This is a genomic window from Aminobacter sp. J44, from assembly GCF_007829415.1.
Lineage (GTDB): Bacteria > Pseudomonadota > Alphaproteobacteria > Rhizobiales > Rhizobiaceae > Aerobium.
In genome coordinates this window covers 22,481-48,432 of the sequence record NZ_VLJG01000016.1, presented here as the reverse complement: position 1 = coordinate 48,432, position 25,952 = coordinate 22,481, and the positions used below count along the sequence as shown (strand labels likewise).

Annotated in this window: 18 protein-coding genes and 1 pseudogene; 14 read left to right on the top strand and 5 right to left on the bottom strand. The window is 63.8% G+C overall.

The annotated features are described in order from the left end of the window. The first annotated feature begins 5 nt into the window (after nucleotides 1–5). The 5 genes and pseudogenes from L610_RS08280 (at nucleotide 6) to L610_RS08260 (ending at nucleotide 5,236) form a co-directional block, all read left to right on the top strand. Nucleotides 6–554 carry a TRAP transporter small permease gene (locus L610_RS08280; protein WP_024846662.1) on the top strand — a complete coding sequence of 183 codons (549 nt, stop codon included), beginning with the start codon at nucleotides 6–8 and terminating at the stop codon, nucleotides 552–554. 20 nt (nucleotides 555–574) lie between these two features. After that, on the top strand, nucleotides 575–1,891 hold the full coding sequence (locus tag L610_RS08275; RefSeq protein WP_144704190.1) for a TRAP transporter large permease: 1,317 nt from the start codon (nucleotides 575–577) through the stop codon (nucleotides 1,889–1,891). Between the two features lie 67 nt (nucleotides 1,892–1,958). Next, nucleotides 1,959–2,744 carry an IclR family transcriptional regulator gene (locus tag L610_RS08270; protein WP_144704187.1) on the top strand — a complete coding sequence of 262 codons (786 nt, stop codon included), beginning with the start codon at nucleotides 1,959–1,961 and terminating at the stop codon, nucleotides 2,742–2,744. 268 nt (nucleotides 2,745–3,012) lie between these two features. Then, a pseudogene (locus tag L610_RS08265) lies at nucleotides 3,013–4,493 on the top strand (Ppx/GppA phosphatase family protein). Then, nucleotides 4,490–5,236 carry an RlmE family RNA methyltransferase gene (locus tag L610_RS08260; protein WP_144704184.1) on the top strand — a complete coding sequence of 249 codons (747 nt, stop codon included), beginning with the start codon at nucleotides 4,490–4,492 and terminating at the stop codon, nucleotides 5,234–5,236. Before L610_RS08265 ends, L610_RS08260 begins: the two are co-directional and overlap by 4 nt. Before the next feature lie 47 nt (nucleotides 5,237–5,283). Here the strand turns inward: L610_RS08260 and L610_RS08255 are convergent, their stop codons facing one another. After that, nucleotides 5,284–6,684: a DHA2 family efflux MFS transporter permease subunit gene (locus L610_RS08255; protein ID WP_144704181.1), complete on the bottom strand. Its 1,401-nt coding sequence runs from the start codon at nucleotides 6,682–6,684 to the stop codon at nucleotides 5,284–5,286. Nucleotides 6,685–6,911: 227 nt separating this feature from the next. On the opposite strand from L610_RS08255, the gene L610_RS08250 reads away from it, so the two are divergent. Next, entirely contained in the window at nucleotides 6,912–7,889 is a 978-nt protein-coding gene (locus L610_RS08250) for an MBL fold metallo-hydrolase (RefSeq protein WP_144704177.1), read from the top strand. A gap of 15 nt (nucleotides 7,890–7,904) precedes the next feature. On the opposite strand, the gene L610_RS08245 is transcribed toward L610_RS08250, so the two are convergent. Next, nucleotides 7,905–9,086, bottom strand: a complete 1,182-nt coding sequence (locus L610_RS08245) for an amino acid aminotransferase (protein ID WP_144704174.1) — start codon at nucleotides 9,084–9,086, stop codon at nucleotides 7,905–7,907. A gap of 229 nt (nucleotides 9,087–9,315) precedes the next feature. Here L610_RS08245 and L610_RS08240 point away from each other — a divergent pair, with 229 nt between their 5' ends. Beyond that, nucleotides 9,316–10,545: an NAD(P)/FAD-dependent oxidoreductase gene (locus L610_RS08240; RefSeq protein ID WP_210246002.1), complete on the top strand. Its 1,230-nt coding sequence runs from the start codon at nucleotides 9,316–9,318 to the stop codon at nucleotides 10,543–10,545. A gap of 6 nt (nucleotides 10,546–10,551) precedes the next feature. Here the strand turns inward: L610_RS08240 and pbpC are convergent, their stop codons facing one another. Both pbpC and L610_RS08230 read right to left on the bottom strand, forming a co-directional pair. Beyond that, a complete protein-coding gene (pbpC, locus tag L610_RS08235; protein WP_144704171.1) occupies nucleotides 10,552–12,621 on the bottom strand; it encodes a penicillin-binding protein 1C in 2,070 nt (689 codons plus the stop codon). Further along, on the bottom strand, nucleotides 12,618–18,086 hold the full coding sequence (locus L610_RS08230; protein ID WP_144704168.1) for an MG2 domain-containing protein: 5,469 nt from the start codon (nucleotides 18,084–18,086) through the stop codon (nucleotides 12,618–12,620). The genes pbpC and L610_RS08230 overlap by 4 nt, the downstream gene beginning before the upstream one ends. Before the next feature lie 237 nt (nucleotides 18,087–18,323). Between L610_RS08230 and L610_RS08225 the strand changes: the two genes are divergently transcribed. The 3 genes from L610_RS08225 (at nucleotide 18,324) to L610_RS08215 (ending at nucleotide 20,691) form a co-directional block, all read left to right on the top strand. After that, nucleotides 18,324–19,964, top strand: coding sequence for an ABC transporter substrate-binding protein (locus tag L610_RS08225; RefSeq protein ID WP_144704165.1), 1,641 nt, complete (start codon nucleotides 18,324–18,326; stop codon nucleotides 19,962–19,964). An 80-nt stretch (nucleotides 19,965–20,044) separates the two neighbouring features. After that, the gene (locus tag L610_RS20850; RefSeq protein ID WP_144704162.1) at nucleotides 20,045–20,293 is read left to right on the top strand and encodes a type II toxin-antitoxin system VapB family antitoxin; all 249 of its coding nucleotides are present in this window, start codon (nucleotides 20,045–20,047) and stop codon (nucleotides 20,291–20,293) included. Next, the gene (locus L610_RS08215) at nucleotides 20,290–20,691 is read left to right on the top strand and encodes a type II toxin-antitoxin system VapC family toxin (protein WP_144704159.1); all 402 of its coding nucleotides are present in this window, start codon (nucleotides 20,290–20,292) and stop codon (nucleotides 20,689–20,691) included. Before L610_RS20850 ends, L610_RS08215 begins: the two co-directional genes overlap by 4 nt. A gap of 3 nt (nucleotides 20,692–20,694) precedes the next feature. Here the strand turns inward: L610_RS08215 and L610_RS08210 are convergent, their stop codons facing one another. Continuing rightward, on the bottom strand, nucleotides 20,695–21,291 hold the full coding sequence (locus tag L610_RS08210; protein WP_144704156.1) for a glucosaminidase domain-containing protein: 597 nt from the start codon (nucleotides 21,289–21,291) through the stop codon (nucleotides 20,695–20,697). A 216-nt stretch (nucleotides 21,292–21,507) separates the two neighbouring features. Here L610_RS08210 and L610_RS08205 point away from each other — a divergent pair, with 216 nt between their 5' ends. From L610_RS08205 to L610_RS08190, 4 genes are all read left to right on the top strand, one after another. Next, nucleotides 21,508–22,875 (top strand): NAD(P)-dependent oxidoreductase, encoded by a 1,368-nt coding sequence (locus tag L610_RS08205; protein WP_144704254.1) that lies wholly within the window; start codon nucleotides 21,508–21,510, stop codon nucleotides 22,873–22,875. Between the two features lie 2 nt (nucleotides 22,876–22,877). Further along, nucleotides 22,878–24,191, top strand: coding sequence for an NAD-dependent dihydropyrimidine dehydrogenase subunit PreA (gene preA, locus L610_RS08200; RefSeq protein ID WP_024846646.1), 1,314 nt, complete (start codon nucleotides 22,878–22,880; stop codon nucleotides 24,189–24,191). 484 nt (nucleotides 24,192–24,675) lie between these two features. Next, nucleotides 24,676–25,632 carry a DMT family transporter gene (locus L610_RS08195; protein ID WP_246658967.1) on the top strand — a complete coding sequence of 319 codons (957 nt, stop codon included), beginning with the start codon at nucleotides 24,676–24,678 and terminating at the stop codon, nucleotides 25,630–25,632. Nucleotides 25,633–25,695: 63 nt separating this feature from the next. Then, on the top strand, nucleotides 25,696–25,950 hold the full coding sequence (locus L610_RS08190; protein WP_144704153.1) for a hypothetical protein: 255 nt from the start codon (nucleotides 25,696–25,698) through the stop codon (nucleotides 25,948–25,950). Nucleotides 25,951–25,952: the final 2 nt, after the last annotated feature.

Sequence of the window (25,952 nt, the reverse complement as noted above, 5' to 3'; positions counted from 1 at the left end):
GTCCAATGTCCCAACCTCGCGGTCACTCCGACGACACGGTTGAACCCGTCGGGAACAACCCGCTGGAGAAGCTGGCGACGGCAGTCGTTCATGTCGCTGCGGTAATCCTGCAGGTGGCGGCGGTCGCCCTCGTCGTAAATGCCATCTACCGGTACACGGTAGGTGGCGGCTTCCCCGTAATCGACGAAGGAGCGCGCTTCTCGCTGCTGATCGTCGTCTTCCTCGGCCTCGCCGGCACTCACATCGTCGGCGGGCACGTGAAGGTAGATCTCCTGCTTGCGGTCCTGCCGAAAAGGGTGACGTCGGCCATCAACGGCTATCTCGTTCCCCTGGGCAGCATGCTGTTCCTCGGACTGCTGGGGTGGTCCGGCTGGAAGTCGACTCTGCAGATGTATCTGCGTGGTACGACTACACCCAGCCAGCCTTACATCACGCTGTGGCCGATTAGTGCGGTTATCCCGTTCGGCTGTGGCCTGCTTATCCTCCTACTTCTGCTTCATCTCATGCGGCGTATTTCTCGGGACCTTTCCCGCGACAGACGCGCCCAAGACTGATCGTCATCCGGGAGCAATCAATGAATCTCGGCATAACTGCTGGTCTGGTAACGGCCGGACTGCTTGCACTCCTGCTTCTCGGAATTCCGATCGCCTATGTGCTCGGCATGACGGGTATATTTGGACTCTACTCGGCCACCGGCGGCACCAGTGCGTGGATTTCGCTGACATCTGGCGCGGCCATGCATCTCTCGAGCTCGAGCCTCTTGGCGATTCCGCTCTTCATGCTGATGAGCGCCTACATCACCGAAAGCGGCATGGGGCCAAAGCTTCTCGACTTCACTGATAAGTGGTTCTCGAAGATGCCGGGCGCCCTCTACAACGCGGCACTTGCCGCCTGCGGCGCGTTTTCTACCCTTTCGGGATCGAGCGTTGCCACTGCAGGCGCCATCGGCGGTGTGGTCATTCCTGAGTTCCAGCGCCGCGGCCTCAATGTCAAGCGCGGCATGGGGGCCGTCGCCGCAGGCGGCACGCTCGGCGTGCTAATCCCGCCAAGTACCGGCTTCATCATCTATGGCGAATTGACGGAAACTTCCGTCGCCCGTCTCTTCATGGCTGGAATTATACCGGGCCTGTCGATCCTGGCCGTGTTCATGATCTACACAATGATCGTGTCGCACGCCGAGGAACGGAAAGCGCCACCTTCCATCCAACCCGATGTGACCTGGGTCGAACGCTGGACGTCGCTGCGCCAGATCTGGTCGGCGATCATGCTGATGCTTGCGGTTCTTGGCGGCATATTCTTTGGCGTGGTCACCCCGACGGAAGCCGCAGCGCTCGGAGCACTGGCCGCGATGTTGATCGGCATTTATGTTCTGAAGGGGCTGACGTGGAAGGGCGTTCACAGGGCAGCCGTACGTTCGATCTATTCGATTACGATGATCGGCACGATCCTGCTCGGAGGTCTGATCCTTGGACGTGCGATCACCATGCTTGGCATCTCCCAGGATCTGGTCGATCTGATCCAGAGCACGGGCCAGCCCGGCTGGATGGTCATCATCTGGATCATGCTCTTGCTCTTCTTCCTGGGAATGTTCCTTGATGGCGCAGCCATGACGGTGATCACGATTCCGCTGCTGTTCCCGGTGATCTCGTCCTATGGCTACGACCCCGTGTGGTTCGCTATTGTGTTCGTCGTGAACACCGAGATCGGTCTCCTGACGCCTCCAGTCGGCATGAACCTCTTCATCGTCAAGGCGATCTCCGGCGAGCCGATGAGCGATGTGGTCAAGGGTGCGCTGCCTTACACGCTGCTTCTCCTGATGATGCTGATCATCCTGATTATCTTCCCGCAGATCAGCCTGTGGCTGCCGGATCTCCTGATGGGACCTCGCTGATTTCTTGACATGAATATGCCGCTCCTGAACAAGGGGCGGCATTCCACGCATTGTTGCAGGGGCGAGTATGACTACGAAGGACGCCGCACGTCTCGACGGGCCAATCGTTCGCGCGCTGAAGCTCATTCGTCTGCTTGCGGAAATCGACTCCGACATCTCCATCAAGGATGCAGCGAGCCATCTGGACCTCCCCGCCAGCACCACGCATCGGCTACTGCGCCTGCTGATGCAGGAAGGCATGGTCGCCAAGGATCCGAAGACATCGCGCTACCGCGCGGGTCTTGATCTCGAGCGGCTAGGCACGCTCTTGAGCTACAAGAAGGGCTTCAAGGACCTCACCCTCCCATTCCTGCAGAAGATCGCGCAGCAGTGCGGCGAAGCCTGCATGTTCGTCGCCTATCTGCCTGCAACCCAGCAGGTCAGCCTGATGACGGCGATCAATTCGCTGCATCCGTTGCGCTACGAGATGGAGCTCTATGTTCCCCACACCGTGCTTTGGGGAGCGACAGGGCGCTCGATACTGGCTTTCCTTCCCGAGGAAGAGCAGAAAAAGATCGTGGAAACGCGGGTCCCATCTCCCACAACCGGTGCCCTGCCACCCGCCTGGGAAGAGCTGAAGCCAGAACTCGACGCGATTAGGAGCAAGGGTTACGCTCTGACCAGGAGCCAGAAGGTGAGCGGCGCAATCGGCATCGGCGCACCAATCCGCAACGGTGAGGGCAGGGTCATCGGCAGCTTCTGCATCACTATCCCTGAGATCCGCTTCGATCCTGCGAAGGAAGCCGAACTCGCCACGTTGCTGCTGAACGAGACAAAAGCCTTCAGCGCAACAATCGGGTATAAGGTTCCCTAGCGCTCCTTTTCTCGGAGGCGCTATCGCAGTGGCGTTTAACGGCTGGGCAAAGTGCCGCCGGCCATTCAATCACTACCGGTTCCTTGCTCGCAGCCCGCGCTCCTGCGCGTTTTATTTCACCTGAAACCTCGCACTCACGCCGGCCGTTGAGGAGAGGCGCAATGCGGGTCTTGGTGTTTGGGGTGGTCGCTGGTATTCTGGCCCCAACGTTAAAGATGAATGCGCCAGCAGCGTCCTTCGGGCTCGCGCGGCGTCAAAGGAAAATCGAGTGGAAGACCCCGATCGAGGCGCAAAGGCGCCACAGAACGGGGCGTTTGGCGGTGTCGGCGGGCGTATTGTGCCCGCAGCTCCGCCTCCCGGCCGGCAGTCCGCCCAGGCCGGCGGCGACTCCGCAGGTACGCGAAGTGGCCGCAACGCCCCGCAAGGCAAGGGACCGAATCGAAAGCGGCGAAAGCGGCGGCGGGGACGGAAGGTTTTTGCCCGCGAAGGTGCAGAAGGCGCAGCCCCCCAGGCGGATGTCAAGCATTCCAGTCCCGCGGGACCCGCCCAGAAGGGGCGCGGAAGTGTCTCCGCAAGGGCGCCGCTTCCGAAAGTTCCGCCAGCACCCCCTGCAGGACCAAAGCCAGCTCCGGCGCGCCAGATTGGCGGGACGCGGACGCCCGGCATCCAGCCAGCGCGCTCGAACGAGCTGCCGGTCTATGCCGCGCTTGACCTCGGCACCAACAACTGCCGCCTGCTCGTCGCCGTGCCGACACGGCCCGGCCAGTTCCGGGTGATCGACGCGTTTTCGCGAATCGTGCGGCTCGGCGAGGGGCTGTCGACGTCCGGACGGCTGGGAAAGCCCGCCATGGATCGCGCCATTGAGGCGCTAAAAGTGTGCGGGGACAAGCTGCGATCGCGCCACGTGCGCCGCGCGCGGCTGATCGCGACCGAAGCCTGTCGCTCGGCCGAAAACGGTATCGAGTTTCTGGAGCGCGTGAAGCGCGAGGCGGGGATTTCGCTCGAAATCATCGACCGCAAGACCGAGGCGCGGCTTGCCGTATCAGGCTGCGGTTCGCTGGTCGACCGCAGCACCGACGGCGTCGTGCTGTTCGACATCGGCGGAGGCTCGTCGGAGATCGCGCTGATTGATCTTTCGACTGCCCGCACGCCGCGGCTCGCGAACCACATCGTGTCGTGGACGTCGCTGCCGGTCGGCGTGGTCTCGCTTGCCGAGCGATTCGGCGGCAGGGACGTCACGCCCGAGCTGTTCCAGTCGATGGTCGAGGAAGTGTCGGGCATGCTCGACCGCTTCGAGGGCAAGCTGAGGCTTGCCCATGTAACCGCCGACCGCAAGCGGTTCCACCTGCTCGGAACCTCCGGCACGGTGACGACGCTAGCGGGCGTGCATCTCGGTCTCGACCGCTACGACCGCCGCCGCGTCGATGGCCTGTGGATGGACAACCGTCAGGTCGACGCGATGATCAACAAGCTGCTCGGGTGGAATTTCGAGCAGCGCGTCGCAAATGCGTGTATAGGCGCCGACCGGGCAGATCTGGTGTTGGCCGGCTGCGCCATCCTGGAAGCCATTCGCCCCGAACTGATGGCAGATGACGGAGCGTGGCGCCGCNCGTCGCAAATGCGTGTATAGGCGCCGACCGGGCAGGGCTGCGGGTGGCCGATCGCGGCCTGCGCGAAGGCATGCTGTCCGAACTGATGGCAGATGACGGAGCGTGGCGCCGCTGGCGCAAGGGAGCGTCTGGAAAATGAAGAAACCCGGCAAAGGGGCTGCGCTGTCAGGCAGCGGAGCGCGCGCGCTGAAGACGCGCGTCAAGAAGAAGAGCGGGCTGAAGGTTTCCTCGCGGCGCTGGCTGGAGCGGCACCTGAACGACCCTTACGTGCACCGGTCGAAGGCTGAGGGCTGGCGCTCGCGCGCAGCCTTCAAGCTGATCGAGATCGACGACAAGCACAAGCTCTTGAAGCCCGGCATGCGGGTGGTGGACCTTGGTGCTGCTCCGGGCGGCTGGCTGCAGGTCGCGGCGCAGCGCATCAAGTCGCCCGATGACGCACCGACGGTGGTTGGCATCGACTATCTGGAAATCGATCCGATTCCGGGCGCTACCTTCCTGCAGAAAGATTTTCTGGACGACGATGCGCCGGAGAAGCTGATGGAGGCGCTGGGTGGCTTACCCGATATCGTCATGTCCGACATGGCGGCMCCTACCACTGGTCACCGCCGCACCGACCACATCCGCACCATGCACCTGTGCGAGGTCGCCGCGGATTTTGCCGTGTCGGTGCTGAAGCCCGGCGGGCATTTTCTCGCCAAGACCTTCCAGGGCGGCACGGAGAACGCGTTGCTCGACATGCTCAAGCAGAATTTCCGCACCGTCATGCACGTGAAGCCGCCAGCCTCGCGCGAAGAATCGGTCGAGCTCTACCTGCTCGCCAAGGACTTTAAGGGCCGGCCGGAAAAGACAGCTGAGCCCGTCGAGGCCGAGGGAAGTAACTAGGCGTAACATTGTGGCAGATCGAAGCGGGGCGCTTGCGCCTCGCTTTTTTATTCCTTGCTGCTCGCGGCCGTCTTTGGCGTGTGGCCGGAAATGTTGTTGCCGGCATCTGGTGCGAGCTGGAACAGCGGGATCAGCGCCAGCGCGGACAGCGCGCCAACCACAAAGAAGGTCATCGAGAACGCAGCCATGTCGAGTTCCTGGCCGGTGATGACGTGGTGCGCTTCCAGAAGCATGCCGGCCACCGCCACGCCCATTGCGATCGACACCTGCTGCGACACCGACGCCAGCGCCGAAGCCTGCGCCATCTGCCGCTCGTCGATGTCGGCAAAGAGCAGCGCATTGCTTGAGGTGAAGAACATCGCGCGGGCAAAGCCCATCAGGATCAGTGTGGCGATGATGAGCCAGTAAGGCGTCTGTGGTGTGAACAGGCCGGGGGCGGCGATCAGCAGGGATCCGGTTGCGATTGCGATGATCAGCACGATACGGAAGCCCATCCGTTTCAGCATCCAGCCGACGATGACCTTCACCGACATTGCGCCGACGGCGGTCGCAAAGGTCAGCAGGCCGGATTCGAGCGGATTCATGCCAAAGCCGAGCTGGAACATCAGTGGTAGCAGGAACGGTGCGGCGCCGATGCCGATGCGGAAGATGATGCCGGCCAGGATCGAGATGCGCAGGACCGGGTTCGCGAACAGACGGATGTCGAGGATCGGGGCAGGGGTCCGGCGCACGTGACGGACGTAGGCGGCAGCGGCAACTATGCCGAGGATGAGGGTAACGGCTCCGACCACTGGCGGCAGCGCCGGCATGCTGATCACGGACAGGCCAAAGACAACGCCCGAGGCGGCGACCCCAGCCAGGAAAAAGCCTGGCCAGTCGATGCGACCAGCATTACCGCCGGGCATTTCCGGCAGCACCCAGCCCGACAGCACGACGCCGATCAGTCCGATCGGCACGTTGATGATGAAGATCCAGTGCCAGGAAAAGAAGGTGGTGATGAAGCCGCCGACAGGCGAGCCGAGCAGCGGGCCTATCAGCGCCGGCATTGTCAGCCAGGCCATTGCCGAGACGAGCTGCGCGCGCGGCGTCGATCGCACGAGGATCAGGCGTCCGACCGGCGTCATCATCGCGCCGCCCATGCCCTGCAGGAAGCGGGCGCCAACAAACTCCAGCAGCGAACCTGCGATCGCGCATGCTACCGAGCCGACGACGAACACCAGGATGGCGGCGCGGAATACCCGCCTCGCGCCATAGCGGTCGGCCATCCAGCCTGAGACCGGAATGAAGATCGCGAGCGAGACGAAGTAGCTGGTCAGCGCCAGCTTGAGCGCGATCGGGTTTGTGCCGATGTCGGCGGCGATAGAGGGCAGCGCCGTGGAGATGATTGTCGAATCCATCGTCTCCATGAACAGAGCCACGGCAAGGACAAGGGGAATCGCTCGGTTCAATGCAGGCGCCTGGAATTCTGCTGCGCCGGACGGCGCAGCGGGATGATGGGTCACGCTGCGTTAGCACGGCCCCGCTGCCTGCTCAATGCGTAGCTGACCGAGGCCGAGGACAGCCGCAGGTTGCCGCAGGTTCACGCGGCGTCACTTTGGCGTGAGACGCGCGAGGGTGAGTTGCATCGTTCAAGTCGTTCAAGGCACGCTCTCGTATCGATGAGGAGGACCGGACAATGACGCTGGCCACAGACCGCAGGACTGCCTTCAAGATTGGTGTCGCGGGGCTCGCAGCCCTTGCCGCACCGCAGATCATGACCCGCGCGGCACACGCCGAGGTTCCGAAACCCGACGTCAAGAACGCCGGCTACAACGTCTTCAATCTTGGGAAATTTCAGGTTGTTGCCATTAATGACGGGCTGGTCCCAGGCAGCGCACCGCATGACACCTTCGGTATCGGCCAGAAACCGGAAGACGTAACCAAGCTGCTCGAAGACAATTTTCTGCCCGCCGACCGGACGGTGACATCCTTTACCCCAGTCGTCGTGAATATCGGCCAGGACCTGGTGCTGTTTGACACCGGCCTGGGCGAAGGCGCCCGCGCGGGCACTGGCGGGCTTCTGCGTGAGCGGCTGCAGACCGTGGGCTACAAGCCCGAGGACATAACCGTCGTTGCGCTCACCCACTTCCACGGAGACCATATCAGCGGGCTGATGGAGGACGGCCAGCCGGCTTTCCCCAATGCGCGCTACGTGGCGGGACGGCAGGAGTACGATTTCTGGACGTCTGACGCGGCGAAGTCGGGGCCTACCGAGAATGGCGCGCGGGCGGTTCAGAACCTGGTCGTGCCGTTGGCCGAGAAGACCACCTTCATCGAGGAGGGTGGCGAGGTGGTTCCCGGCATCACTGGCATGCTTGCGGTGGGTCACACGCCCGGCCACATGATTTTCAACGTGGAGTCTGAGGGCGAGCGGCTCGTCCTTACCGGCGACACCTGCAATCACCACGTCGCCTCGCTCCAACGGCCCGACTGGCATGTCCGCTTCGACATGGACAAAGAGAAGGGCGCTGAAGCGCGCAGGCGCGTGTTCGACATGATCGCGGCCGACCGCGTGCCGTTCATCGGCTACCACATGCCATTTCCGGCAATGGGTTATGTCGAGAAGCTTGATCTCGGCTACGGGTTTGTGCCGGTCACCTACCAGTTCCTGTAGGCGACCGGAGCGGGGTCAGAGTACCGCGACGATCTTGGCGGCCAGCTCGTCGAGCCGGTCGCCGGGCAGGCCAGCAACGTTGAAGCGGCTGTCGCCAACGATGTAGACGGCGTGCTCCTCGCGCAGACGCTTCACCTGCTCGGCGTTCAGGCCGAAGCGCGAGAACATGCCACACTGGCGGCCGATGAAGTCGAAGCGTTCGGAATTCGACTTGCGGCGCAGCGCGTCTGCCAGCCCCTGTCGCAGCTCGAGCATGCGCAGGCGCGTCGCCTCGAGCTCGGCGCGCCAGTCCGCCGCCAGCACCTCATCTTCAAGGACGATGCGAACGCATGCAGCGCCATGATCTGGGGGCATCGACCACAGCGTGCGGCCTGCACCCTGCAGCTGGCCATGGGCGATATCTGCTTCTGCCGTGTTGCGGCCAAGCACGAAGGCGATCCCCGCCCGATCGCGATAGACCGAGAAATTCTTCGAGCAGCTCGCCGCAGCCATCAGTTCAGGGACACGCTCTGCAAGGATTCGCAGGCCGGCTGCGTCCTCGTCGAGACCGTTGCCAAAGCCCTGGTATGCAATGTCGATGAAGGGGATGAGCCCGCGGTCCGTCAGCACCTCGGCCACCACCTTCCACTGGTCGGACGACAGGTCGGCGCCCGTGGGGTTGTGGCAGCATCCGTGCAGGAGGACGATATCGCCACCGGGAAGGGCCTTCAGCGCCTCGATCATCGCGTCGAAGCGGATTTCCGAGGTCGCCGGATCAAAATAGGGGTAGGTCGCCGTCTTCAGCGTCGCGCTGCGCATCAGCGGCATGTGGTTCGGCCAGGTGGGATCCGGCACCCAGACCGTCGCGCCGGTGCCGGTGATCTTGATGAGCTCGGCCAGCATGCGGATCGCGCCCGAACCGCCCGGCGCCTGAGCGGCGCGCAGCCGTGACGTGTCGGCGCCTGCACCGAAGACCAACTCGGTCATCTTCGCGTTGAAGCCGACGTCGCCCGCAAGGCCAACATAGGCCTTGGTGTTCTGCTCTTCATGGAGGCGCCGCTCGGCCTCGCGCACCGCGCGCATGACGGGGGTGTGGCCTTCCGCGTCCTTGTAGACGCCTACGCCGAGATCAACCTTGTCGCTGCGCGGATCGTCCCGGTACAATCCCATCAGCATGAGAATGGCGTCGGGCGCCGCTGGCTTGAGAGTGTCGAACATGGCGTTTTCCTCCTGTTGCGCGTCAGAAAGCCGAATTTGAGGTGCTTGGCAACCGGAATTGGCCTAAAGCATACCGCGCAGCGCCGCAGGGATTTGAATTGTATACCTACGGCGCCATCTGTTTGGATAAGGAACGCGGTTCAGTGCAGGTGTTTTCGCGATATGGCGCGTTTTCCGGTTCCGCCCGCTGTGGTAGGAAACCCGGGCGATTGTATACGGAGGAGCGGTCGTGAGCATTTCCAGGGTTGTCATCATCGGCAGTGGCCAGGCTGGCGTCGAGTGCGCTGTCGCGCTCAGGCACGATGGCTTTTCTGGCTCCATCGTGATGATCGGCGACGAGCCGGACCTGCCGTACCAGCGCCCGCCGCTCTCCAAGGAATTCCTTAAGAGCGTCGAGGATTCGTCGCTGCCGCTGAAGGGCGAGGCGGTCTACACGCAAAGCGAGATCGAGCGCCGGTTGGGCGAGACCGTCGTGAGCATCGACCGCGCCGCAAATGAGGTCGAGCTATCAAATGGCGAGCGGGTTCCCTACGACCATCTCGTGATTGCCACCGGTGCGCGCAACCGCTTCCCGCCGATCGAGGGGCTGGACACGTCGAAGGTGCTGGAACTGCGCACGCTGGCGCATGCGCGCACGCTGACGGGCAGGCTTGACGGCCTCAAGCACGTGACAATCATTGGCGGTGGCTTCATCGGCCTCGAAGTTGCGGCTTTGCTGCGCCAGCGCGATATCGCGGTTGACGTGCTCGAATTTGCCGATCGCCTGATGGGGCGCGTCCTCTCGCCGATGATGAGCGCGCAATTCCTGCGGCTGCACGAAGAGATGGGCACCCGCATCCGCCTCCAGACGGTGGCGAAGTCCGTCGCGGAGAAGGGCGACAGGTTCGCCGTCACGCTGTCGAATGACGACACGCTGGAAACCGATGCCATCGTGATGGCGGCGGGCGTGGTGCCGAATGTCGAACTCGCAGCCGAAGCCGGTCTTGAGATCGACAATGGCATCGTTGTCGACGAGATGCTGCTGACGTCCGATCCGTCGATTTCCGCCATCGGCGATGTCGCCAACCACCCGAACGTGTGGGCCACTGGCCGTATCCGGCTGGAATCCGTCCAGAACGCGGTCGACCAGGGCAAGTGCGTCGCGGCCCGCCTTGCAGGCAAGTCCTATCCATACCGCGACCTGCCGTGGTTCTGGTCGCATCAGGGCAAGCAGAAGCTGCAGATCGCGGGCCTCACCGTGGGCATGGACGATGCGGTCATGCGCGGCGATCCGGCCGACAACAAGTTTTCGGTGTTCGTCTATCGCGGCGATCAGCTGATTGCCGTCGAGAGCCTGAATGCCCCGGCCGACCACATGGTCGCCCGGCGGTTGCTGGCAGCCGGTATTAACGTGACCAAAGAGCAGGCAGCGGACCCCGCGGCCGATCTCAAGAGCATGATCCCGCGTCCGGCGGCCTGAGCCGGGCTATTCGACATACACCTCGACGCTAGCGCTGCGGCCGGCGGCGTCGATCACCGTCAGGCGCGAAAAGCCGGTGCTGTCCGGCAGCCAGCGGCTGGTGCGCCGGCGTGAGGGCGCATCGACCGGCCGGCCATTGGCAAGCCAGCGGAACGGCGCCCGTCCGCCCTGCATCTTGAGCACCAGCGGCAATGTCTCGTCGCCCGCCGAAACCAGATCGACCCGCGCACCCTGCGGCGGGAATACAATCTCCGGCGCGGGCTCGGCGACGCCTTGCTTGCCGATACTTTCCTTGCCGGAAGAGAAACGCTTCAGCGTGACCGGGAGCTCGGCGCGGGCGGTTCGCGTCTCGCTTGATGGCCGACGTGGCAGGGGTGTGATCGGGATACCGGAGCGCGCGAAGGCCTCGAACAGGATTGGCGCTGCCGACTGGTAGCCCGAAAGGCCCGGTACCGGCGCGCCGTCCGGCCGCCCAACCCAGACGCCAATGACGTGCCTGCCATCGAAGCCGACCGACCAAGCATCGCGATAGCCGTAGCTGGTGCCCGTCTTGTAGGCGATGCCGAGGCGCGAGGCGCCCTCGGGCGGCAGAATGCCGGAAAGAATGTCGGCGATCTGCCAGTTTGCGCGGTGGTCGAACAGCGTCGCGGTCGCGCGTTTGCCCGGAACGTTGTCGATGCTCGTCACGAGCCCGCGATTGGCGATCCCGGTGTAAAGCTTTACCAGATCACGCACACTTAAGCCCGCGCCGCCAAGGGCGATGGCAAGGCCGGGAGGTTCATCGCGGGGCAGGGCGGGTACGACGCCTGCCTGGCGGAAGCGCGAGACGAGCCGCGTCGGCCCAACCGCGTCGAGCAGGCGCACGGCCGGCACGTTGAGCGACATCTGCAGCGCCGTGCGGATCGACACGTCGCCCTGGTACTCCATGTCGAAGTTGCGCGGGCGGTAGGCGCCGAAGCTCGTCGGGCGATCCTCGATGATGGTCTCCTGCGCGATCAGGCCTTCCTCGAAGGCGAGGCCGTAGATGAACGGCTTCAGCGTTGAGCCCGGCGAGCGGACGGCACGGGTCATATCGATCCAGCCCCGGCGGCTATCGTCGAAGAAGCTGGCGGAACCTACCTCGGCCAGTATGTCGCCTGTCTGCGCATCGGCCATCAGGATCGCGACCGAAATGCGCGGGCCGAGCCGTTCGGCGGCCTCGCGCGCGACGCGCTCCAGGCCTTCCTGCGGCCGGCGGCTCAGTGTCAGCTGGTGACGGGTAACGCCGGGGTTTTCACGCAGGATGCGCTCGGCGGCGTGGGCAGCGAGGAACGGGATCCGCTGGCGCACTCGTGGCACACGATCGTGTCGTCCGCGTTCGATGTCGGCCGGATCGATCGTGCCGGCGCTCGCCAGCCGGTCGAGCACCCGGTCGCGCGCTGCCTCCGCGCGTTCGGGATTGCGGTCAGGGCGCCGCCGCTCGGGGAGCTGCGGCAGGGCCACCAGCAGCGCGGCTTCGCCGAGCGTCAGCCGCTTCGGCTCCTTGCCGAACCAGGCAAGCGTTGCAGCACGGATGCCTTCGAGGTTGCCGCCATAAGGGGCGAGCGTCAGGTAGCGCTCCAAGATCTCGTCCTTTGAAAGCCGCCGCTCGATCTGCACCGCGCGCAGCATCTGCCGGAGCTTGGCTGTGTAGGACCGCTCCTGCCGTGGCTCGAGCAGGCGCGCAAGCTGCATCGTCAGGGTCGAGCCGCCGGAGACGATCCTCCCGTTGGTGACAAGCTGCCAGGCTGCGCGGCCGATCGCCATCAGGTCGATGCCGCGGTGCTCGCGAAAGCGCTTGTCCTCGTAGGCGATTAGCATCGACACGAACTGTGGGTCGACGTCGTCGAGGCTGACGCGGAAGCGCCAGGCGCCTTCCTTCGTCGCCAGCGCCCGCAGCAACGCGCCGTCGCGGTCCACGACCTCGACCGACGTCTCCGCAGGTTCCAGAGGTGGGGGAAACGCCTTGTCGAGCCGGTCGAGCGCGAACATGACCAGCGTGCCTGCAACCGCCGTTGCCGACAGGGCAGTGAGGACGCGCTGCAGCTGGCGTTTCATCGGGCTGCCGTCACCTCCATCATGCCGGCGGCCGTGCGGGCGTTGAACTGTGGCCGGTACATGTCCTGCACCACCGCAGCCGGACGCGTGTAGACGCCCGGCGTCACTGCTCGCACCACATAGGCGACCAGGAATTCGCCGCGGCCATCGCGGTCGAACGCGGCGACGAAGCGGTCGTCGCGGAACTCGCTGTGGACCGCGGCCGGCTCACCGAGCCAGTCGAAGTTGGAGAGCGCGGCGCTGCTGACGAGGTTGGGATTGTCGATCTCAAAGCCCGCCGGCAGAAGGTCGGTGACGATGACGCGCGAGGGCCAGTCGTTCTCCTCGTTGACGCGCAGCACCACCACGAAGCGGTCGTTCTGCGCCGCCTCGGAGATGTTCGCCGGCTCGCCGTCCAGAGTGTAGTAGTTGCGCTCGATGCTGAAGCCATTGCCGCCGGCTGGCAGCGGGTCGACCGGAGCCGCGACGGTGGTGATCACCGCCTCGACCGGCTCACTACCGCGATTGGTGATGACGAGCGGCTGGCTCATCACCTCCTCGCCGATCATGCGACGGGCGAAGTTGCCCTTGTGCGCCGTGCCATTGACGTCGAGCTCCAGGCTGCGTCCGGCCTCGGCAACGGCGCGAGCTGCGAGCACCAGCCAGGACTCTTCCTGCGTGCTGGTGGCAGCCTTCTGATTGCGCTCAGCCGAAACGAAGCTGACGAGGTCCGGGATCACGCGGGACGCAGCCTTGGTCTCGGCAGCGAGCGCCAGGATTGCGGCGCCATCGCGGAGCGGCGAGCCGTAGTCGGAGCGGTAGAGACTGTTACGGCCGGCATCCGACTGCGCCTGGTGAAGCGCGGAGGCGAAGGCCGCTTCCGCCCGTACGTTGTCGCCGTAGAGGGCGAGCGCAGCGGCAAGGTGCGCCCGTGCCATCGGGCTCGTGAACTCCTCGAGCCGCGTGTCGGCGTAGTACCGCAGGTCGCCGATCGAAGCGCGGCGGTTGCGCGCCAGCACGTAGAGCGAATAGGCGATCTCCGTTCCGCGCTCGGAGACGTCGGTCGTGKRGGCGAGCCGGTTCTGTAGATTGTCGAGCGCCGCGGCAAAGCCCTCGGTCGGAACCTCGTAACCCGCCTCGCGGGCGCGGGTCAGGAACTCGGTGATGTAAGCGTCGAGCCACGGATCGTTCCAGTCAGGCCCCCACAGGCCAAAAGTGCCGCCGGAGGTTTCGAACGTCATTACCCGCAGGATCGCATCCTGAACTCGCTTACGCAGGTCGGGATCAACCTCCAGCCCTGCCGAGGACGATAGTTCGCTGACATAGAGCAGCGGCAATGCGCGGCTCACGGTCTGCTCGGCGCAGCCATACGGGTAGCGGTCGAGCGTCATCAGCAGCGACGGCAGGTCGAATGCCGACGAACGGGAGACGCCGACCGAGACCGATGCGCCGTCGAGCAGGTGTTCGGCGAGCAGCTGGCTGTCGATCCGGATCGACCCGCCATTAGGAACGAGGCTTACGACCTGCTGGCTGGCGAGCGGGAAGGCCGGTTCGCGCACCGGCAGATAGAGCGTCCGCTCGACGCGCGTGCCGTCCTGATGGGTGAGCGCGACAGTGATCGTAGCATCCCCCGTCGTCTCAGCGACGACTGGCAGGAACAGCGTCTCGCGCGCGTCCTGGCGCAGCGCGATAGACGGCGGCAAACTGCCGAAGTCGAAGGTCACCTTGCCGCTCGCTTCCATCGAGATCGCATAGTCGCCCGTAGGCCCATCCGTATTGTGGATGTCGAGGCGGATGGTTGCGCGGTCGCCCTTCGCAAGGAACCGCGGCTGGCTGGCGGTCACCACCAGGGGATCGCGGATGATGACGTCGCTCGACGCCTGCCCGACCGCGTGTTTCGACCATGCGACGGCCATGACGCGAGCGGTGCCGTTGAACTCCGGAATGTCGAACGAAATCTCTGCCTTGCCTTCACCATCGACCTCGACGGGGCCGGAGAAGAAGGCGACCAGCTTTTCGGTGGGCGGATTGCCCTGGGTGACCAGTCCGCCGCCGTCGCCGCCGGTACGGATGCGGCCGAAGGCGCCAACCGAGCCATCGATCAGTCGACCGTAGAGGTCGCGGACTTCGACGCCCAGCCGGCGCTGGCCGAAATAGAAGTCGACCGGGGCAGGGGGCGTGTATCGGGTGAGATTGAGGATGCCGACATCGACGGCAGCCACCATCACATAGGCTTCCTCGTTCGGCGTCAGCCCCGAGAGCGAGACAGGGATCGACAGCGGTTCGCGCGGGTTGCTGCGCTCGGCCGTTCCGAGGTTCACCTCGAGCCTGCGCTCGGCCGGATCGATCGACAGCCACTTGATGCCGATGGCGCGCGCGGGCATGCGGGTCTCGCCGTCAGCCGGACGGAAGAGGGTAGCGGTGACATAGGCGCCGGCGCCCCATTCTTCCGAAACCGGGATCTCGACCTCGCCGCCTTCGTCCGGGATCGTCGCCGTCATGGTGGTGAACAGCTTCTCCGAGCCGATCGCCACCAACAGCTCGCCCGCAAAGCGCGGCGATACCTTCAGCCGCGCCGTATCCCCGGCAGCGTAGCTGTCGCGGTCGAGGGCGATTTCGAGGCCATCCGGCGTTTCGGTAGAGATTTCCGAAACGAACCAGCCGGCATTGAATTCGACGCTCGCCATCGGCCCGTCAGGCGAAGGCGCGGAGACATCGAGCCGGTAGCGGCCCCACTCGACGGGCAGGTTAAGCGCCGCCGGCTCGCCAGTCGTCAGGTCGATCTCGCCGCCGGTAACGCGCCGCTCGACGGTGATCGGCTCGTAGTTCCACGAATTGTCGCTGCGGTACCACTGGTAGCGGCGCTCGACGTTGGTGAGCGTCCACTTCGCGCCTTTCAGCTCGATGCGCTCGCCTTCAGGTGAGACGGCGATAACGCGGAACCCGGCGGTGGAGTTTTCGGCCACTTCGTTGCCGGAGAAGTCCGAGCGGATGCCGATGACGTCGGCCTCGGGGCGGACGCGTACCGTGGTGCTGCGCTCCACGGCGCGGCCACCGCCCTCGCGCATGCGCATGGTCACCTTGGCCTCGATCAGGCGGGTGGTGGAGGGAGCTTCCTCGACATAAGCCTCGAAGCGCGCCTTGCCGTCCTGGTCGACGGGTTCAAGTTCAAGTTCGCTGGAAAGGTTGAGGTCGCTTTCCTCGTCGGCGAGACCGAACTGATAGCCTGGAAAGCGCTCCCACTCGCGCGTGGTCGTAACCGAGACCTCGCCCTCAAGCTCAAGACCGGAAGCGGGCGCGCCGTAAAGATAACGGCCCGAAACGTCCAGGATGGCCGGCTCGTCGAGCGCGATTTCGGGCGTCTGCGCCGTCAGGTCGAACTCGATCCGGTCGGGTACAAAGTCCTCGACAAGAAACTTTGCCTCGGCGATTGCCGCGGCTTTCGGATCGCTGTGAACGCGAACGGTCCACGCGCCACGCATCGATGTCGGCTGCAGCGCGTAAGGGACATGATGGCCGCCGAGCGCCTTGCCGTCGCTGACGATGCTTGCCTCAACCACGCCGTCCGGCCGTTCGAAGACGAAGGTGAGCGGCAGGTTTTCGACTGCATCCGCGCTGGCGTCGCGTGCAAGTGCCGCCGCGTGGACCGTCTCGCCGGCCCGGTAGACGCCGCGCTCGGTCCAGGCAAACACGTCGACAGCTCCGGGCGCCTTGCGGCCGGTGACACCGCGATCGGAGAGGTCGAAGCCGGGGCGGGTCAGATCGAGGAAGACGAAATCATGTTCGCCGCGCTTGGCGGTAATCGCAGACGGTGCCATGCCGGCGGTGCCGCGCATCAGGCCGGGCGACAAGAGTGCGCGGCCCTCTGCGTCAGTGGTGGCGGTCCCTAGCACCTCGTTGTTGCGGGCGAGCAGCTCGATCTCGACGCCTTCGAGCGGCTTTGCGGACTCGAGCGAGCGGGCAAAGACCGTAAGGCCATGCTCGCCGGAATAGGTGGTGAGGCCAATGTCGGAGACGACGAACCACTGCGTCGCCTGTGCTACCCAGGATTCGCTGTTGTCGCCCTCGGCCTTTGCCGTCAGCACGTAGACGCCCGGCTTGCGTTCGGCGAGGACCTCGCTGACCGGGAAGCTCGTCAGCACGTCCTTGTTGAGGTCGGTCTCAAGCTCAATCGTACCTTCCCAGACGAGCTCGCCGAGATCGTCGGTGACGGTGCCGAGCGAATAGCCATCCACCTGGCGCAGGAAGAGGTTGTTGTTGAGCAGCGAGGCAAGGGCTCGGTCGCCCACCCGATGCAGCTTCAGCTTTGCCGAGGAGGCGTTGACGCTGACCATCGGAATGCCATGGCGGCCGGCGGCAGGCAGAACGAAATTCTCCGTCGAGAAACGGACGGACGGTGCGCGGTCGCGGACATAGATTGACAGGTTTACCGGCTTCTCGATCTTCTCACCCACCGACGACGGTAGGCCCGGCCGCACGCCGATCTGGTACTGCCTGCCGTGCTCAAGGCCTTCGACGCAGGCCTGCTGCTCGCGGGCTTCGACGGCTTTTGGCGCTCCCCCGTCGACCGTGAAGAAGGTGGCATAGTCGACGCCCGCCTTCACGAGGTTTTCGGAGAACTGGATGCATAGCCTTGGGCTCGCAAGGTCGGAGTCCACCGTGTGGTTGAGGATGCGAAAGCCCTTGCGCTCGCGCAGGTCATGAAAGGCTGCACGGATCGTGTCGTCGTCGACGAGGTCGAGGCTCTCCTGGTAGGCAGTGAGCGCCGGGCGCGACAGATTACGCATGTCGAGGCCGATGGCGGTGAGAGCCAGCGCTTCCGCGCGCTGCTGCGCGGTGCGCGAGCGTGCATACGCATTCAGGGCCGCGTTGAGCGCGCTGGACTGGATGTTGCTGGCGTCGTTCCCGGCATTCGGGACGTAGTCGATATAGGCGCGGGCAAGGTCAAGCCAGACGTCAACGTTTTCGGAATCGATCGCCAGAGCCGCCTTGTAGCGTTCTGCCGCTGCCAGCGAATTGCCGTAAGCCATGTCGCTGGAGGCAAGATCCAGCAGTTGCGCGAGGCCCACGTCCTCCGGCTCCGGCTGGCCGGCAATGTCGCGGCCGAAGCGCTGGGCTTCCTCGCGGATATAATCGGGCACGTAGCTCAGGGCAGGGGGCGCACCGAGATCTTCGCCAATGCTCTGTTCGACCACTCTCCCCGCCACCGCGCCGGCGAACGGCTTCATCGTGCTGTAGTCGGACTTGAGAAAACACCACTGCGCCCTGGTGTTATAGGTGAAAGCACGGCAGGCATCGTCGGCCAGACAGACCGCCTCGCAGGTGTCGAGCGTGACGTTCTTCTCGGTCCTGAGGTCGAAGCCGAAATAGTCAGCGTCCGGCGTGGTGACGACCGCGCGCTCCGTTTGCTGCGCCAGCGCCGGTGCTGCGACGGCCAATACGATACCTGCGAGGAACGGGATCAGCCTGACGGTGCGCAACAACATGACGTCCTCCAAACGCTCAACATGTGCCCTTGCGGGAATGTTGAGCAGCCTCGGCTCTGCCTTGTCAACTGAACTGCCGCCGGTACGCCAACCGCAGATACGGCGGCTGGCGCAAATTTGCAGCGAATTCTCCGGCGGGCACAATTTCGTGCCAAAGCGTCCCTAGACGATGCGGCTCGTTTGGATGATTGTGAGGGCGGTGCGCCGCGGTGCCGTCTCGCTGACGCGGGAGATTGGATGACGAGACGTTTGTGGCAGGGGTTGCCGGGACGCGTCGGGCAGCTTGCTCGCGAGGCCTCGCATGGTCGACTTGATCGCCGCGAATTCCTGGCGCTTGCCACCGTCTTTGGCGCATCAACCGCTGCCGCCTATGGCCTGCTCGGCCTGCCGGCGCCCGCGCGCGCTGCAGAACCCGCGCCGCGGCGCGGCGGCATCCTGCGCGTGGCGATGGCCGTGCGCCCGGACAAGGATCCGCGCCTTTCCGACCGTGCCGAGATTGGCAACATCCAGCGGCAAGTTCTTGAACCGCTGATCAAATACACCCGCGACTTCACCTTCGAAGGTTGCCTGCTCTCCGGCTGGGAGATCAGCGATGATGGCCTCACCTACACGCTGCGCGTGCGCGAGGGTGTAACCTGGAATAACGGCGACCCGTTCACGGCCGACGACGTCATCTTCAACATCACGCGCTGGTGCGAGGCAAATGTGCCGGGCAACTCGATGGCCGAGCGGATGGCGGCGCTGATCGAGAACGGCAGCATCCGTCCGGGCGGCATCGCAAAGGCCGACGATTTCACGGTCGTCCTGCGCCTTAAGACGCCGGATGTGACGCTCATCCCGAGCATGTCGGACTATCCGGCCCTGATCGTCCACCCAGGCTATTCGCAGGATGAGGATGGCTGGCTCGCCAACCCGATCGGCACCGGTGCGTTCGAGCTCGTCTCGCACGAGGCCGGCAAGAGGGCAGAGTTCCGGCGCCGCACCGGAGGCGGCGGCTGGTGGGCGGGCGAGGCGCATCTCGATGGCCTCGTCTTCATCGACTACGGCAGCGCGCCGGAAGCGATGGTGCAGGCGTTCGAGAAGGGCGAAGTCGACATCAACTTCGAGACCAATGTCGACTATATCGACGCGCTCGACGGCCTTGGCATGATCCGCTCGGAGCTGCAGACAGCCAACACCATCTGCGCACGTATGAACGTCAGCCACGCGCCGTACGATGATGTGCGGGTGCGGCGCGCTGTGCAGCTAGGCGTAGACAATGCCGTCGTTCTCGAACTCGGCCACCGAAACGCGGGCGAGAAGGGCGAGAATTTTTGCGTCAGCCCGATCCATCCTGACTATTCCGAGCAGGAGCCGGTGCGTCGCGATGTCGAACGGGCTCGTTCGCTTATGGAGGAGGCCGGCCAACTCGACTACGAGCACGAACTGGTCTCGACCGACGATCACTGGCAGCGCAACACGGGCGACGCAATTGCCGCGCAGCTGCGCGAGGCAGGCTTCAAAGTCAACCGCAAGGTGCGGCGGCCTGACGAGTTCTGGGCAGGCTGGAAGGAGTTCCCGTTTTCGTTGACCACCTGGGGCCACCGCCCGCTCGGCATTCAAAACATCGCGCTCGCCTTCCGCAAGGGCGCGGCGTGGAACGAGACAGGCTTCTCGAGCGAAGAACTTGAGGAGGCCATCGCCAACGCGCTGGCGGTCGTCGATTCAGAAGCCCGCCGCGAGATGATGGCTGAGATTGAAAGGATTGTGCTGGATGCCGGGATCGTCATCCAGCCCTTCTGGCGTAAGGTCTACAGCCACGCGCGTCCCACCGTCCGCAACCATGCGGTTCATCCAAGCTTTGTCATGGACCTGGCTGGGGTCTGGCTGGKGGGGTGACTTGAAATGTTCTTCTTGTGTTCTATTTTTCTACAAGATATAATAGTAATTATACAAGTTACTTGCGGTTGTGTAGATAAATGGCTATACACGTACAAGATGAAGAGACCGATTGGCTAGTGCGTGAATTCGCGCGTCGGCGAGGTCTAGGTATTACGGCCGCTATCAAGACAGCAGTTCTTGAGGCGACTGAGCGCGAGGTTGGCGCGGGGGAGGCGTTGGCGCAGCGACTGGAGCCGATCCTGGCAAAGGTTCGCGCCCATCGGACAGATGGATTTCAGGAAGACGACAAGCCGTTTATGGATGAGATGTGGGGGGAGTCCGGATGATTTGCATCGACCCGTCTGCAGTGCTTGCGATCCTGAAGGAGGAAGCTGACGCTACGCAATACCGCCAGCGGCTACAGACTTCAGAGAGGCGCGTGATTACCGCCGTTGGGAGGGTGGAAGCTGCCGTTTCCTTGGGTCGATCAATGAAAAGCTGGGAAGTGGCAGAGGAGGTCATAGAGGAATTTTGTGCAGCCTCAGGAATCGAGGTGGTAGCAGTCACTCCCGACCTCTGTTCCCATGTGATTAAGGCCTACCGTCGTTTTGGAAAAGGCCAAGGGCATCCCGCACAACTGAACTTTGGTGACTGTTTCTCTTACGCGTTCGCCAAAGTCCATGACTTGCCCTTGCTCTTTAAGGGCAATGATTTCTTGCGAACTGACATCACCTCCGCAATCTGACGGCTACCGCCAGCAAGTCCGCATCTGCGCCTGATACTTGGCAGCCATTTCGGCAGTCTTCCGGGCATAGCCTTGGATCGAAGCGTTGTTGCGCCAGGAGCCGCGGGCATAGCCGGCATGTCCGTGATAGTAGGCGAGGTAGAGACTGTAGGCGTCATCCGGTGCGATGCCGAGCGTGCGAACCGACTTGTTGTGGTACCAGCCGACGAAATCCGCCGCGTCGCCAAAATTGGTCCGACGGGCGGAGTAGTTGCCGGTTTCCTTCTGGTACTGCAGCCACGTGCCGTCGAGCGCCTGCGAATAGCCATAGGCCGAGGAGATCCGCGGACCGGGGATCAGGCCGAAGAACATGCTCTTGCGGCGCGGGCGCGCACGGCCGTCGAAGCCCGATTCCATACGGATTGTCGCCATCATGATATGCGGCGGGATCCCGTATTTCTGCGAAGCTTTGGCGACATCGCGGCGCCAGTTGTTCATCCAGCCATTGTTCTGGGCGAACACGGCGCAGACGTTGTTGATTTGGCTAGGCTTTGTCGCGCAGGCGGAAACGCCCAGCAGGACGACCAGCGGAAGGAAACGCAGAACTCGAGACGCAGACATGCCGGCAGCCTAGCCGGGCGGCGTAAATTAAAACTTTCGACAAATGTTAACCTGTGTGGCATCGGCGGCCAAGCGGCATTCCTTTCCGGAAAATATGAGCGTTTTGTTCTACTTTCTTCGTAGTTCTTTCAAGTAGTTACGCTCTTTTTTGACCGATTGATAAAAAAACAATTCGTGCTACGATTTCCCCATAACAAATAATGGGGAACATCCATGATGGCCGAGGGCCAGTTAAAGCAAGGGATCGCCGCCGAAAGGCTGGCGCCCGGGCAGTACAGTGACAATTTTTCTGATCTTCATCCGCCGCTGACGCAGCACGAAGCTGTCGTTGAGGCCGATCGTTGCTACTTCTGCTACGACGCGCCGTGCATGCAGGCGTGTCCGACTTCGATCGACATTCCGCTGTTCATCCGCCAGATCGCGACCGGAAATCCGCTCGGCGCTGCGAAGACCATCTTCGATCAGAATATTCTGGGCGGAATGTGCGCGCGTGTTTGCCCGACGGAAACGCTTTGCGAAGAGGCGTGCGTCCGGGAGACGGCGGAAGGCAAGCCGGTGCAGATAGGCCGGCTGCAGCGTTACGCCACCGACACGGCGATGGCGCGTAACAAACAATTTTACGAGCGGGCCGGCTCATCGGGTAAGCGGATTGCTGTTGTCGGTGCAGGTCCCGCGGGCCTCGCGGCGGCGCACAGGCTGGCCGTCTATGGCCATGACGTAACCATTTTCGAGGCGAAGCCCAAGCCCGGCGGCCTTAACGAGTATGGCATTGCTGCCTACAAGGCGACCGATGGTTTTGCTCAGGCCGAGGTCGACTACGTGCTCGCCGTCGGCGGCATCGCCATCGACTACGACAAGGCGCTCGGCCGCGATTTTTCGCTGGCCGACCTGACGGCCAGCTATGATGCCGTCTTCCTCGGCATGGGCCTCGCCGGTGTCAACGCGCTGCGGGCGGAAGGGGAGGAGGCTTACGGCGTCCACGACGCGGTCGACTTCATCGCCCAGATCCGCCAGGCGAGCGACCTGTCGCAGTTGCCGATCGGCCGCAGGGTCGTCGTCATCGGCGGCGGCATGACGGCGATCGACGTCGCCGTGCAGTCGAAGCTCCTCGGCGCCGAGGAGGTGACGATCTGCTACCGCCGCGGCAAGGAGCACATGCACGCTTCCGAGTTCGAGCAGGACCTGGCCGCGTCGAAGGGCGTCAGCATCCGCCACTGGCTGCAGCCGAAGCGGGTCATCACCGAGGGCGGATCTGTCCGCGGCATCGAACTCGAATACACCGCGATGGCGGACGACAGGCTCGTTGGTACCGGCGAGATGATCCGGCTCGAGGCTGACCAGATTTTCAAGGCGATCGGCCAGACGTTTGACGGAGCACCGCTTAACGGCAGCGGCAATCTGATCGCGATGGAAAACGGACGCATCAAGGTCGACGGTGAAGGGCGGACTTCCCTGCCAAAAGTCTGGGCGGGCGGCGACTGCGTCAGGGACGCGCGCGAGGACCTGACCGTTGCTGCCGTCGCCGCAGGTCGCGACGCAGCCGAAAGCATCCACTGGGCACTGACCTCTAACGGGAGGGCATGAGCATGGCCGACATCCGTTCCAATTTCGTTGGCATCAAGTCGCCGAACCCGTTCTGGCTGGCCTCTGCCCCGCCCACCGATAAGGCTTATAACGTCGTCCGCGCCTTCAAGGCCGGCTGGGGTGGCGTCGTCTGGAAGACCCTCGGCGAGGAGGGGCCGCCGGTCGTCAACGTCAACGGTCCGCGTTACGGCGCGATCTGGGGCCCTGACCGCCGCCTGATTGGTCTCAACAACATCGAACTCATCACCGACCGCGACCTGCAGGTGAACCTGCAGGAGATCAAGCAGGTCAAGCGCGACTGGCCCGACCGGGCGCTGGTCGTCTCGCTGATGGTGCCCTGCGTCGAGGAGGCCTGGAAGGCGATCCTGCCGCTGGTGGAAGACACGGGCGCCGACGGCATCGAGCTCAATTTCGGCTGTCCGCACGGCATGAGCGAGCGCGGAATGGGCTCGGCGGTCGGCCAGGTGCCGGAATATGTCGAGATGGTCGTGCGCTGGTGCAAGCAGACGACCCGCATGCCGGTGATCACCAAGCTGACGCCGAACATCACTGACATCCGCAAGCCCGCGCGCGCGGCCTTCAACGGCGGCACCGATGCGGTCTCGCTGATCAACACGATCAACTCGATCACGTCGGTCAACCTCGACACCTTCTCGCCGGAGCCGACGATCGACGGCAAAGGCACTCATGGSGGCTATTGCGGCCCGGCGGTCAAGCCGATCGCCATGAACATGGTGGCCGAGATCGCTCGCGATGCCGAAACGCGCGGCTTGCCGATCTCGGCGATCGGCGGCATCACCACCTGGCGCGATGCGGTCGAGTTCATGGCGCTGGGGGCTGGGACTGCTCAGGTTTGCACCGCGGCCATGACCTACGGCTTCAAGATCGTCGAGGACATGATAGCCGGCCTCAGCAACTGGATGGATGAGAAGGGTTTTTCGACGCTCGACGACTTCATCGGACGCGCTGTGCCCAACGTCACCGACTGGCAGTATCTCAACCTCAACTACGTCACCAAGGCGCGCATCAACCAGGATGCCTGCATCAAGTGCGGCCGCTGCCACATCGCCTGCGAGGACACCTCGCATCAGGCGATCACCAACGTGGTGAACGGCGCTCGCCACTTCGAGGTGATCGAGGCTGAGTGCGTTGGCTGCAACCTCTGCGTCAACGTCTGCCCGGTTGAAGGCTGCATCACCATGGAACCGCTGGCCGTTGGTGCTCTCGATCAGCGCACCGGCCGGTGGGTCGAGGGGGCCTACGCCAACTGGACCACGCATCCGAACAATCCGGCTGCGCGCCAGGCGGCAGAATAGTTCCTCCCCGGCGGGGCGGGGCCTTCCGCGTAGCGTATTGGATGGCCCCGTCCTCGGGATCGGGCGGGGTGGTTGCGGCGCGGCTGTGGCTCAGCCGCTTGCGCCCGCACGCTGACATTCACCGCAGGCGGCGCGGAAATGTTCCGGCATGGATCCTTGGGTCGCACTCCGCGTCGCTCCGTTTGCCCAAGGATGACGAAAGTAGATGTGTTTGCGCATACCCTCCAGCGCGACGTTGAACCAACCTTCCTCGCCTTCACCACGTTCGTGATGCCCCGGCTCGACCGGGGCATCCAGGCCTGAACGGTTCCGTCTGAGCCTGCGGCGAAGACCTTCCCGGCCCCGACGCGGTTTAATTTGGGTAGGGGCGGCTCGCGCCACTTTCTCGCGCTCCCTACCGTTTCTGGCTCAAGTCACTTCCCGCACAGCCTCTTTCTAAACACGTTCGCCTCGGATAGTGATTGTATACATTCGAGGGGTACGCATGAGTCTTGCGCAGAATTCGGCCGCAGTTTCCACGGGCGCATCGGCCGGCGCCGCAGCGGTCGCCGTGGGGCGCGAGAAGCTGAAGGGCCACCTGGCGATGCTGCTCTTCACCGCGCTTGCCTCCGGTTCTTATTCTCTTGGCGCGATCGCGATGCGCGAACTCGGCGCCGGCGCCGCGAACGGGGTTCGTTTCCTCATCGGCATCATCTTCATGATGCTGGTCGCATACATTTCCACCAGGGGACGGGTCTACCGGCCGCCGGCGCCGTGGCGTTTCCTGATCCTCGGCGGTCTGATGGCCATCTTCTTCGTGACGATGTTCATCTCGCTGAAGCTGACGAGTCCGGTGACCAGCGGCGCGGTGTTCACGCTGATGCCGCTGATGGCAGCACTTTTCGGCTACATGATCCTCGGCCAGGTGCCGCGGAAGATCGTCATCGGCAGCCTGCTGTTCGCAGCGGTGGGCGCGATCTGGGTGATTTTCGGCGGAATCCTCGATGCGCTTCTGGCCTTCGACCTCGGTACGGGCGAGTTGCTCTTCCTCGTTGGCGTGGCCGCGCATGCACTCTATTCGCCGATGGTGAAGAAGCTCAACCGGCCTGGCGAGCCGCTGCCGTGGCTGACGGCCTACACCATGCTCTGCACCGGGCTCTTCATTGCGATATACGGCTTCGACGAAATCCTCGCGACCGACTGGAGTGCGCTGTCGGCCAGCATGTGGGGCATCATCCTCTATTTGGCCATCGTCACCGGTGCGTTCTCGACATTCCTTGTCATGTACGGCTCGATGAAGCTGCCTGCGGCCAAGGTGCTCGCCTACAACTACCTTTCACCGTGCTTCATCATCGTGTTCGAGGGCCTGCTGGGACACGGCTGGCSGAGCCTGTCGGTTGCCGCGGGAGCGCTGGTGATAGTCGTTGGCCTCATCGTGATGGCGATGGCGAAGGAAGTTTGACGGAACGTTAACCAAGCCCGGCGCACCATCGCGGCAACAGCATAGCGTTGGAATGCCTCGGAAATGATCGTCATCAAGGCCACCGGTGCCCCTGAAGTAAAGCAGCTGAAGAAGCTTGCGCGCTCGCTTGGTGCGCAGGATGGCGACGTTTCGATCGAGGATTCGGCGACGGCGCAAACGGCGCGTCCCGCCCGCAAGGCCGGCAAGCCAACTGTCAGCACGCTGCCTGGCACCATCATTTCCGCGCGCACACAGGATGCGATCGACAGGCTGCAGCCGGTTGAGATCGAGCGGGCAGGGGAATACGAGCTGTCGTAAGC